The organism is Bradyrhizobium genosp. SA-3, assembly GCF_004212635.1.
GTDB lineage: Bacteria > Pseudomonadota > Alphaproteobacteria > Rhizobiales > Xanthobacteraceae > Bradyrhizobium.
Genome location: NZ_PSRT01000010.1, coordinates 86,917 through 97,702 on the forward strand (window position 1 = coordinate 86,917; position 10,786 = coordinate 97,702).

At 65.5% G+C, this 10,786-nt stretch carries 7 protein-coding genes and 1 pseudogene; 4 read left to right on the forward strand and 4 right to left on the reverse strand.

All coding sequences use genetic code 11. The features are described from left to right. Positions 1–58: 58 nt before the first annotated feature. Positions 59–832 (forward strand): DUF502 domain-containing protein, encoded by a 774-nt coding sequence (locus CWO91_RS05145; protein WP_091894454.1) that lies wholly within the window; start codon positions 59–61, stop codon positions 830–832. 104 nt (positions 833–936) lie between these two features. Continuing rightward, positions 937–1,791, forward strand: coding sequence for an NAD(P)-dependent oxidoreductase (locus tag CWO91_RS05150; protein WP_130212507.1), 855 nt, complete (start codon positions 937–939; stop codon positions 1,789–1,791). 50 nt (positions 1,792–1,841) lie between these two features. Here CWO91_RS05150 and CWO91_RS05155 read toward each other — a convergent pair whose 3' ends face one another. Both CWO91_RS05155 and recG read right to left on the reverse strand, forming a co-directional pair. Beyond that, a complete protein-coding gene (locus CWO91_RS05155) occupies positions 1,842–2,267 on the reverse strand; it encodes a DUF1236 domain-containing protein (RefSeq protein WP_130212508.1) in 426 nt (141 codons plus the stop codon). Between the two features lie 589 nt (positions 2,268–2,856). Then, positions 2,857–4,965 (reverse strand): ATP-dependent DNA helicase RecG, encoded by a 2,109-nt coding sequence (gene recG, locus CWO91_RS05165; RefSeq protein ID WP_130212509.1) that lies wholly within the window; start codon positions 4,963–4,965, stop codon positions 2,857–2,859. A gap of 198 nt (positions 4,966–5,163) precedes the next feature. Here recG and CWO91_RS05170 point away from each other — a divergent pair, with 198 nt between their 5' ends. Both CWO91_RS05170 and mfd read left to right on the forward strand, forming a co-directional pair. Next, positions 5,164–5,454 carry a succinate dehydrogenase assembly factor 2 gene (locus tag CWO91_RS05170; protein WP_130212510.1) on the forward strand — a complete coding sequence of 97 codons (291 nt, stop codon included), beginning with the start codon at positions 5,164–5,166 and terminating at the stop codon, positions 5,452–5,454. Then, positions 5,451–8,969, forward strand: a complete 3,519-nt coding sequence (gene mfd / locus CWO91_RS05175) for a transcription-repair coupling factor (RefSeq protein ID WP_130212511.1) — start codon at positions 5,451–5,453, stop codon at positions 8,967–8,969. Before CWO91_RS05170 ends, mfd begins: the two co-directional genes overlap by 4 nt. A gap of 132 nt (positions 8,970–9,101) precedes the next feature. Here the strand turns inward: mfd and CWO91_RS05180 are convergent, their stop codons facing one another. Both CWO91_RS05180 and CWO91_RS05185 read right to left on the reverse strand, forming a co-directional pair. Further along, positions 9,102–10,325: a GGDEF domain-containing protein gene (locus tag CWO91_RS05180; protein ID WP_130212512.1), complete on the reverse strand. Its 1,224-nt coding sequence runs from the start codon at positions 10,323–10,325 to the stop codon at positions 9,102–9,104. 84 nt (positions 10,326–10,409) lie between these two features. After that, positions 10,410–10,786 (reverse strand): annotated as a pseudogene (locus CWO91_RS05185) (long-chain fatty acid--CoA ligase); the annotation flags it as partial.

The following is a 10,786-nucleotide window of genomic DNA, read 5'->3' on the forward strand; positions in this document are numbered from 1 at the left end:
TCTTCCAAAACCTGCTAGAAGACCCTAGCTTGTGTGCTGCGACCGACCTGGAACCCGAATGACCCCCCGCGACGACGCGCCTGCGCCTCTTGATCCCGTCCCGGAACCGCATACCGGCCTGATGGGCCGTTTTCGCAATTATTTCCTGACCGGCCTCGTCGTGACGGGGCCGATCGCGATCACGCTTTATCTGGTCTGGTGGTTCGTCACCTGGGTCGACGGCGTGGTGCGACCGTTCGTGCCGCTGGCCTATCGGCCCGAAACCTATCTTCCCTATGGTGTTCCCGGTTGGGGACTGATTGTCGCATTCTTCACGCTGACGCTGGTCGGCTTCCTTGCGGCCAACCTGATCGGCCGGACGCTGGTCGACGTCGGCGAGACCTTTCTCGGCCGGATTCCGGCGGTGCGCGCCATCTACCGCGGCCTCAAGCAGGTGTTCGAGACGTTGTTTTCGGGCAAGGGCTCGAGCTTCCGGAAAGTGGGCCTGGTCGAGTTTCCCTCGCCCGGCATGTGGTCGATCGTGCTGATCTCGCAATCGCCGAACGAGGACATCGCGCGCAACCTGCCGGGACAGGAGGAGCACGTCTCGGTGTTCCTGCCGTGCTCGCCGAACCCGACCACCGGCTTCTTCTTCTACGTCCCGAAGAGCAAGATCATCGAGGTCGACCTCAGCGCCGAGGATGCCGCGACGTTGATCATGTCGGCCGGCGTTGTGCAGCCTGGCTCGGCACCAGATCCGAAGAAGGCCGCCGCGCTCGCGGGCGTGGCGAACGCCGCACGCATCGCCAACGCGTCTGCGCTCCAACCCCAGCAGCCTGCGAAAGTGGAGTAGGGCCATTCCCGCGCGGGGTGGCCGCGTTTACGCAGGCGTTCGCGTCCTCTGCTAGTCTCCGGTTGAATTGAGCGTATCGTTCGGAATTCGACCTGGAGTGCATGATGTCCAAAACCATTGCGATCCTCGCGCCCGGTGCCATGGGCAGCGCCGTGGCTCGCCGCCTCAGCGAGAATGGCGCGCGGGTGCTGACGTCCCTGAAGGGGCGGAGCGAGGCGACGCTGAAACGGGCGGCGGACGCCGGCATGGTCGGCGCCGAGGACGACGCGCTCGCCGAAGCCGACATCATCCTCTCGATCGTGCCGCCGGGCGAAGCCGTGGCGCTGGCTGAACGGCTGGCCGCGCTGATCGTCCGGCGCGAGAAGAAGCCAGTCGTGGTCGACTGCAACGCCGTCAATGTCGACACGGTGCAAAGGATCGAGGAGATCATCGGCTCGGCGCAGGCGCCGTTCGTCGATGCCGGCATCATCGGCTTTCCGCCGCAGCGTGGTGGCAAGAGCCCGGCCTTCTACATGTCCGGCGAGCACGCCAAGGACGTCGCCGTGCTGAAAGAGCTGGGCCTCGACGTGCGGATCGTCGAAGGCCCGGTCGGCGCAGCCTCTGCACTCAAGATGTCCTACGCCGGCATCGTCAAAGGCCTCGCCGGCATCGGCTCGGCCATGGTGGTCGCGGCCACGAAAGCGGGCGCGGCCGACGCGCTGCGCGACGAGCTCGCGCTCAGCCAGCCTGCAATTCTGGCGCGCCTCGAAGTGGCGCTGCCGGACATGATCCCGAAGGCGTATCGCTGGGTCGCGGAGATGCGGGAGATTTCGGGATTCTTGGGTCCGGATCATCCGGCCAGCCAGATCTATGAAGGCTTTGCGAAGTGGTTCGAGCATCTCGCCGAGGATGCCAAGGCGAAGGCGATGGATGCCGCGCTGATGAAGGCGTTCGCGGCGAATGTCCCGAAGAAGGACTAGAATCTACTTGCATGCCCGATCTGTCGAATGTCTCGCGCCAAGACCTTGGGCTAAGACAGTGGTTGCGTCTCCGAGAACATATCGACAATCTTGTTGGTCATGCCGTCCACGATCAGCACCTGATCCTTCATCTTGACGTACATATAATCGCGCAGCTCTGGCAATTGCGCGAACACCTGCGCTGGCAGTCCTTGAGCCTTTACGCCTTTTGGAAGTGTCGCGCCAACGGCAGGGGTAAAGTCCTTGGCTGGCTGGGTGGTCTTCAGCCGGAATTGGATCTCGTTATGCTCAGTCAGCACGGTCTTGCGGATCTGCTCGCGCTGCGCGTTGGTGAGGCTGAGTTTCGGCAGGGATGGGTGTTGCGATATCGTTGTGCCGTCGCTCAATTCAACCGCACCTTGCCCACCCGGTTGCGCGAGTGATACTGCGGGCGCGCCGAGTAAGATCGCGAGCGCGGCGATGGTGGGAGCCCTCATGGTCTGCTCCTTCCTGTCTGCGCCGCCCTTGAGCAATTAACGAGCCGATCGTGCGTTCCGTTCCGCGGCGGGGCTCGACGAACGCGCCTTTGCCTGTCCTACGGGTAATCATGCCCCGGGATCAGGCTACGGCAAGAGTTCCGTGCGTGCGCTCAAGGCAGGCAATGACGGGAATGTACCATCGTGCCCGAGCATCGCTTTCCCGGAGGCATTGCGCCGGCGACGGATCAGCGTGGATGACCCCATATGCGCCAATGGGTAGGCTGAATGTCGGCGTGCGTTTTGCCCGATCGATCGACCCAATTGGATCCATCCTTGTGACAGGGAAAGGGAAGCGAGTGGACGATACCATCAAAGTCCAGCGCGCAGATTTCGAGATCCCCGTCTAAGGGAGCCGTCGAAGTGGACTGCCATTCGGTGGAGATGAACTGCATGATCTACCTCCAGCAGGGATGTGGGGACAGTTCCAATATACCTTTAGCACGAGTGATCCGTCCCTGAATGTGAGCCAGCTCGCAATGAAGCAAGGGAAACCGTACCCTTCATTGGGGCAATTGCATTGTCCTTGCCTCGGGCGCACGAGAACGCTTCAGCCCGCACCGATCAACGGGATCGCTTCGTCCCGTTCGTACAGATAGAGCAGGCACCGCAGCGCTTCGCCGCGCTCGCCCTTCAGCTTCGGATCGTCCTTCAGGATGCGCAGCGCCTCGTCGCGGGCCTGGGCGATGAGCTGGCCGTGCACCTCCGGGCGCGCGATGCGATAGCCGGGCAGGCCGCTCTGGCGCACGCCCAGCACATCGCCTTCGCCGCGCAGCTTCAGGTCTTCCTCGGCGATACGAAAACCGTCGGTGGTCTCGCGGATCACCTTCAGCCGCGCCTTCGACATCTCACCGAGCGGCTCCGAATACAGCAGCAGACAGGTCGAGGCCTCCGAGCCGCGCCCGATCCGGCCGCGGAGTTGGTGCAGCTGGGCAAGACCAAAACGCTCGGCATTCTCGATCACCATGATGGTTGCGGCGGGCACATCGACGCCGACCTCGACCACGGTGGTCGCAACGAGCAGACCGATCTCGTGGGCAGCAAACTGGCCCATGACACGGTCCTTCTCGATGCCCTTCATCTGGCCGTGGACGAGGCCGACACGGTCGCCGAATCGCTTTTGCAGGCTCTCGAAACGTTTCGTCGCATTGGTGAGGTGCTCGGTGCCCTCGGCCTCGGATTCCTCGACCAGCGGGCAGATCCAGTAGACCAGCTTGCCGGAGGCGAGCGCGCGGCCGACGCCGCCCATGACCTCCTCGATCCGGCTCATCGGCACCGCGCGGGTGTCGATCGGCTGACGGCCGGCAGGTTTTTCGCGCAGCTCGGAAATATCCATGTCGCCGAAATAGGTCAGCACCAGCGTGCGCGGGATTGGGGTTGCACTCAGCACCAGGACATCGACGGATTCGCCCTTCGACGTCAGCGCGAGGCGTTCGCGCACGCCAAAACGGTGCTGCTCGTCCACGATGGCGAGGGCGAGATCCCTGAAGATCACATCGTCCTGGATCAGCGCATGGGTGCCGACGAGCAGGTCGATCTCGCCGGCTTCAAGCTGCGCCAACAACTCCCGCCGCTCCTTGCCCTTTTCGCGGCCGGTGAGGATCGCGACCCGCAGGCCGGCGCGCTCGGCGAGCGGGGCGATGGTCTTGATGTGCTGGCGCGCCAGGATTTCGGTTGGGGCCATTAACGATGCCTGCTTGCCAACCTCGGCGACCGCGGCGGCAGCGAGCAGCGCCACCACGGTCTTGCCGGAGCCGACGTCACCCTGGAGCAGGCGCAGCATGCGCACGGGCTGTTTCAGGTCCTCGGCGATAGCGGCGGCAGCGCTGCGTTGCGAGGGCGTGAGCGCGTAGGGCAGTGCGTCGATGATCTTGCTGCGCAGGTGGCCGTCGCCGGCATTGCGCACGCCGGCGGGGCGGCGCAATTCCGCACGGATCAGGGCGAGCGCAAGCTGGCCGGCGAGCAATTCGTCGAAGGCGAGGCGCGACCAGAACTGTTGATCCGGCAGGATGTCCGTGAGCTCGACCGGCTGATGCACGCGATTGAGTGCTTCGGCAATCGGCGGGAAGTGGCAGCGGCGTATCACCTCCGGGCTGATCCATTCCGGCAGGGCCGGCAGCTTCAAAAGCGCCTGCGCGATCGCGCGGCGGAGCGAGCCGAGCGCGAGGCCTTCGGTCAGCGGATAGACTGGATCGATCCCGGAGAGCTTTGCGATCGCCTCTTCGTCGAGCACGCGATCGGGATGCACGATCTGCGGCATGCCGTCATACATCTGCAGCGTGCCGGAGACGTAACGCTTCGCGCCCATTGGCAGCAGCTTCTCGACATAGCCGGGCTTGGCACGGAAGAACGTCAGCACGACGTCGCCGGTGTCGTCGCTGGCATAGACGAGATAAGGCGCGCGCGCGTTGCGCGGCGGAGGCGGACGGTGGCGATCGACGGTGACCTCCAGTGTCACCATGGTTCCCTGGACGGCGTCGCGGATTTTTGGCCGCGCCCGGCGGTCGATGACCTGGCTTGGCAGATGCAGCAGCAGGTCGACCAGCCGCGGCGTCTCGCTTCGGCTGAGCAGGTATTGCAACAGCTTGTCCTGCTTCGGACCGACGCCGGACAGGCTGGTCACGGGAGCAAACAGCGGATTGAGCAGGCTGGGGCGCATTCGTGGAATCTAAGATCGTTCCTCGCCGTCATGCCCGGCTTTATGCCTGGCATCCACGTCTTTTTTTCGGAGCCCGGCTGACCATGACGCACCGGATGGGCGAACTGTGACAACAAAGGGCTGACACGGCCGGTCCGAGTGGCTATATCCACCCCGCCCGGCACGTCCGGGCTTTCTGCGTTTGACTGGATTTGAGACATGACGGGAACGACACGATCGAGCAGCGGGCTGGATGACCGCCGCAAGCGGCTTCTGTTCCGCTGCTGGCACCGCGGCACGCGCGAGATGGACCTGATCCTCGGCCGCTTTGCGGATGCCGAGATCGGCAATTTGTCCGAGCCTGAATTGATCGAGCTCGAGCGCCTGCTCGAGGTCAACGATCCCGATCTCTATGCCGCCATCACCGGCGACAAGGTGCTTCCGGCCGACGTCACCGGCGCGCTGTTTGCCCGCATCAAGGCGTATCCGATCGCGGACCGCGACGCATGAAGCAGGGTATGAAATCACCGGCCGAGCTGCTGACGCCCGGCCGCGCCTTGACGCTCGCCAATGTCGCCGAGGGCGCCGAAGGCCTCGTCGTCTCCGATCTCGCCCGGGCCATCGCGGCGCGGCCGAAGAAGCCGGCGGTCAGTCTTGCGGTGGTCTGCCGCGATGGTCCGCGGATGCAGCAGCTCGAACGCGCGCTGCAATTCTTCGCGCCCGATCTGCCGGTGTTGCTCTTCCCGGCCTGGGACTGCCAGCCCTATGACCGCGTCTCGCCGCATGGCGGCATTTTGGCGCAACGCCTGACGACGTTGGCACGGCTTGCGTCCCTGACGGGCAGCGATAAGCCGCTGATCGTGCTGACCACGGTGAATGCCGTGGTTCAGCGCGTGCCTGCGCGCGAGCTCGTCGCGGCGCAGGCGCTGTCGGTTGCCCCGGGCAACGTGGTGCCGATGGACACGATCGTCGCCTGGCTGGAGCATAACGGCTACAACCGCTCCTCGACCGTGCGCGAGCCCGGCGAATACGCGGTGCGCGGCGGCATCCTGGACTTGTTTCCGGCCGGTCTCGACCAGCCCGTTCGCTTCGACTTCTTCGGCGACAGCCTGGAATCGATCCGCTCCTTCGACGCCGAGACCCAGCGCACGCTGCTCGACATGCGTTCGCTCGACCTCGTGCCGATCTCGGAATTCCAGCTCGTCACCGACACCATCCGCCGTTTCCGCATGGGCTATGTCGCCGAGTTCGGCGCGCCCGAGCGGGACGACGCGCTTTACGAGGCCGTCAGCGAAGGGCGCCGCCATCCGGGCATGGAGCACTGGCTGCCGCTGTTCCAGGACCGGATGGACACGCTGTTCGACTATCTGCAAGGGGCAGCAGTCGCGATCGAGCCGCAGGCCGAGGACGCCGTGCGCGAGCGCTTCAAGCAGATTCTCGACTATTACGAGGCCCGGCGCGATGCGATGGAGCATCCCGGCGGCGGTGCCATCTACAAGCCGTTGCCGCCCGACAGGCTTTATTTGACCGAGGAGGAGTGGGGCAGGCGCCTCGGTGATATCCCGCTGGCGCGGTTGACGCAGTTCTCCGTGCCGGCCGATGGCACGAGTGTCATCGATGCCGGTGCGCGCAAGGGTCGTGACTTCGCGCCGGAGCGCAACGACACCACCGTCAACGTGTTCGAATCCGTCGTCGCGCATGTGATGGCCTTGCAGGCGCAGCGCAAGAAGGTCGTGATCGCGCTCTGGACCGAAGGCTCGCGCGACCGCATGACTTCGATGCTGCGCGACCACAAGCTGGCCCACACCACCAGCGTCAACAGCTGGCGGACGGTGCAGGCGACCCCGCGCAATGAGACCATGCTCGCCGTGCTCGGCCTCGAAAGCGGCTTCGAGACCGACGAGATCGCACTGATCAGCGAGCAGGACATCCTCGGCGACCGCCTGGTGCGGCCGCGCAAGGCGAGCCGCAAGCTCGACAATTTCATCTCGGAGGTGACGAGCCTCACTGCCGGCGATATCGTCGTCCACGTCGACCACGGCATCGGCCGCTTCATCGGCCTGCAGACCCTCGATGTCGCCGGCGCGCCGCATGACTGTCTCGAGCTGCATTATGCGGCCGAAACCAAGCTGTTCCTACCGGTCGAAAACATCGAGCTGCTATCCCGCTACGGCTCCGACCAGACTACGGTCGAGCTGGATCGCCTCGGCGGCTCCGGCTGGCAGACCCGAAAAGCAAAACTCAAGAACCGCATCCGCGAGATCGCGGGCGAATTGATCAAGATCGCCGCCGCGCGCCATCTGCACGAGGCGCCCAAGCTGCCGGTGCAGCCGGGCCTCTACGACGAGTTTTGTGCGCGCTTCCCCTATGACGAGACGGAGGACCAACTGGGTGCGATCGAATCCACCCTGAAGGACCTCGAGCTCGGCCGTCCGATGGACCGGTTGATCTGCGGCGACGTCGGCTTCGGCAAGACCGAGGTGGCGTTGCGCGCGGCCTTTGCCGTCGCGCTCGAAGGCAAGCAGGTCGCTGTCGTGGTGCCGACCACGCTGCTCGCGCGCCAGCACGCAAGGACCTTCACCGAGCGTTTCAAGGGCTTTCCGGTCAACGTGGCGCAGGCCTCGCGCCTGGTCGCGACCAAGGAGCTCAACCTGGTCAAGAAGGGCATCGCCGACGGTTCGGTCGACATCGTCGTCGGCACCCACGCACTGCTGGGCAAGGCGATCAAGTTCCGCGAGCTCGGCCTCGTCATCGTCGATGAGGAGCAGCATTTTGGCGTCACGCACAAGGAGCGGCTGAAGGCGTTGCGCTCCGAGGTGCATGTGCTGACGCTGTCGGCAACCCCGATCCCGCGCACGCTGCAATTGGCGCTCACCGGAGTCCGCGAACTCTCGATCATTGCCTCGCCGCCGGTCGATCGCCTCGCGGTCCGCACCTTCGTCGCCCCGCACGATCCGCTGATGATCCGCGAGGCGCTGTTGCGCGAGCGGTATCGCGGCGGCCAGGCATTCTACGTGGTGCCGCGCATCGACGACCTCGCCGAGGTCAAGGATTTCCTCGACAAGAACGTGCCGGAGATGAAGGTCGCGGTCGCGCACGGCCAGATGCCGCCCGCCGTGATCGAGGACATCATGACGGCCTTCTACGACGGCAAGTTCGACATCCTGCTGTCGACCACGATCGTAGAGTCTGGCCTCGACATCCCCAACGCCAACACCCTGATCGTGCACCGCGCCGACATGTTTGGCCTCGCCCAGCTCTACCAGCTCCGCGGCCGCGTCGGTCGCTCCAAGCTGCGCGCCTACGCGCTGTTCACGCTGCCGGCGCAGCAGAAGATCACCGCGCAGGCCGAGCGCCGGCTCACCGTGCTGCAATCGCTGGAGACGCTCGGCGCGGGCTTCCAGCTCGCCTCGCACGACCTCGACATCCGCGGCGCCGGCAATCTGCTCGGCGAAGAGCAGTCGGGTCACATCAAGGAGGTCGGCTTCGAGCTCTATCAATCGATGCTGGAGGAGGCGATCGTCAACCTCAAGGCCGGCGTCTCCGAGCCCGCCGCCGACCGCTGGTCGCCGTCGATCACGATCGGCATGCCCGTGCTCATTCCCGAGGACTATGTCGGCGACCTCTCGGTGCGGCTGTCGCTGTACCGGCGTCTCGCCGATCTCGACACCGAGGAGGAGATCGAGAATTTTGGCGCCGAGATGCGCGACCGCTTCGGCGTGCTGCCGGACGAAGTCCGCTATTTGTTCAAGGTCGCCGCGATCAAGGCATTCTGCCGCAGGGCCAATGTCGAGAAGATCGATGCTGGTCCGAAGGGCGCCGTCATCGTCTTCCGCGACAATTCCTTCGCCTATCCCGACCGCCTGGTGACCTTCATCCGCAGCCACGGCCAGGCCGCCAAGGTGCGGCCCGACATGAAGGTGGTGTTCCTGCAGGACTGGGAGACGCCGGAAGAGCGTCTCGCCGGCACCACCGAGATCATGCGGCAACTGGCGCACCTCGCCGAGAGCAAGAAGGCGGCGTGAGCTTCAGGTCTCACCACGTCATTGCGAGGAGCCCTAGCGACGAAGCAACCCAGAATCTTTCCGCGGAGACAGACTGGATTGCTTCGCTTCGCTCGCAATGACGGTGTTTGTTGCGCCAGCCCGCGAGAAAAACTACGACGCCGCCCGCGACGCGTCGGCCGACAGCCGTGCCAGCAGCGACCTTGCCGTATCCGACGGCGACAGCGAGTCCACGCTGACGACGGGATCGCTGCGCATCTCATGCTTGCCGTTCGAGGTGTGCCGCATCACCGCCGACAAACGGCGCGCAATCATGTGCGCCGTGCGGAAGTCGGTCTCCGCGAACACCACGATCACCGAGCCGTCCTTTTGCGCCACGCCAAAATCCATCTGCCGCATCAGGCGGCTGAGGATGCGCGCGGCATCTAGCTGGGCACGGGGATTATTGGGATCGAAGGCGAAGCGGGCGACGGAGAGGCCGCCGCCGCGGGCCAGCGTCTGCTCCACCGCCTTGGCGAAATCGCGGGCGAAGGCTTCCACCGTGAGCAGGCCGCTGCGCGGATCGAGCCAGCCGCCGGCGTCGATCGAGCGCAGAGTGCGGCTCAGTTGCGCTTCCATCGCATGCTGGCGGATCAGCGGCAGTGCATTGGCGGCGACTTTCACGGGCTCGCCGGAGATCAGCTCGAGATTGGGCAGATCGTAGCTCAGCGCGAGCTGGTGTGCGGTGACGACGACGGGCAGGTTGCGGAAACGGGTGTCCTCGGCGAGCACCGTCAAGAAGGCATCGGTGACGCGTGCCGTAAAGCCTTCGGCGAGCACGACGCCGTCGAGGTCGCGGGTGTTGAGATGCTTGGCGGCCGCTTCGATCGAGAGCGCGCCGATGACGCCGACGCGTTCGCCGAGCGCAACCGAGAGCGCAGGATAGGCCGCGCCGCGGCCGATCAGGAGCACGGTGGCATCGCGGGCGGGATCGGCCTCAGGCAGCGAGACCGTCGCCTCCGGCAGTCGGCGCAGCACGGTGGCATGAAGGGTGCGCACACGCAGCGCGGCGCGGAGCCGGGCGATCAGGCGGTCGGGATTGCCGCTGCGTGAGGCGAAGGGTAGGGCGTTGGGAGGCAGTGTGCCCGCGGCATCCATGGCGACGAAGGGAAGGTAGGGCGATTGGCTGGCGATCTTCTTCGCCAGCGGAGCCATGTGCGGCTCGTGTCCGGCATGCATCACCGCGAGAACGGCGGCCGGCTGCACCTGCTCGACCGCGCGCGCGGCGCTCGACCAGTCGGTGTCGACCACGGGAAAAAGCCGGGCCTCCTCCAGCGCCGCAATGAAGGGCGGCCGTTCGAGATTGGACACAAACAGGATCGGGCCCGCCTGGGACATTGCAAACTCTGATCACGCAACAGGTGCCGCGCAATCTAGTTTGGCCGCCTTAATGCGGCGTCAACGGAACGGCTGAAGCCGGGCCTAGACCGGCCCCGAGCGGTCGCGAAAGGCCTCGACCATCAGGGGGTTAAGCCCGAGCTCGCTGAGCGCCTCGCGGGCGCGGGCATTGTCCTGGGCCCGGCCCGCCAGCCGGTGGCCGGAGAGACGGTCAGGTAGCGCGGTCAGCAGGGCACCCTGGCCGAGCCGGCGGGCCCATTCCTGGAGATCGTTGGAGAGGAACCGGTAGCCGCCGACGGCCATGATGCCGGAGGGCGGCGCGGTGATGCAGATCGCGCCGCTCGGGCGGTCGAGCCGTGCGGCAAAGCCGGTGTCGACATAGTCGCGCGGCGGCTGTGCGATCAGCGTCTCGCCGACCGGCTGCGGCGGCGCGTAGGCCGCGATCGGCACCATGGCCGCGC

Bases quoted from the DNA above. Each gene is read 5' to 3' on its own strand.
- CWO91_RS05145 (WP_091894454.1), top strand. From the start codon at position 59: ATGACCCCCCGCGACGACGCGCCTGCGCCTCTTGATCCCGTCCCGGAA.
- CWO91_RS05150 (WP_130212507.1), top strand. From the start codon at position 937: ATGTCCAAAACCATTGCGATCCTCGCGCCCGGTGCCATGGGCAGCGCC.
- CWO91_RS05155 (WP_130212508.1), bottom strand. From the start codon at position 2,267: ATGAGGGCTCCCACCATCGCCGCGCTCGCGATCTTACTCGGCGCGCCC.
- recG (WP_130212509.1), bottom strand. From the start codon at position 4,965: ATGCGCCCCAGCCTGCTCAATCCGCTGTTTGCTCCCGTGACCAGCCTG.
- CWO91_RS05170 (WP_130212510.1), top strand. From the start codon at position 5,164: ATGACGGGAACGACACGATCGAGCAGCGGGCTGGATGACCGCCGCAAG.
- mfd (WP_130212511.1), top strand. From the start codon at position 5,451: ATGAAGCAGGGTATGAAATCACCGGCCGAGCTGCTGACGCCCGGCCGC.
- CWO91_RS05180 (WP_130212512.1), bottom strand. From the start codon at position 10,325: ATGTCCCAGGCGGGCCCGATCCTGTTTGTGTCCAATCTCGAACGGCCG.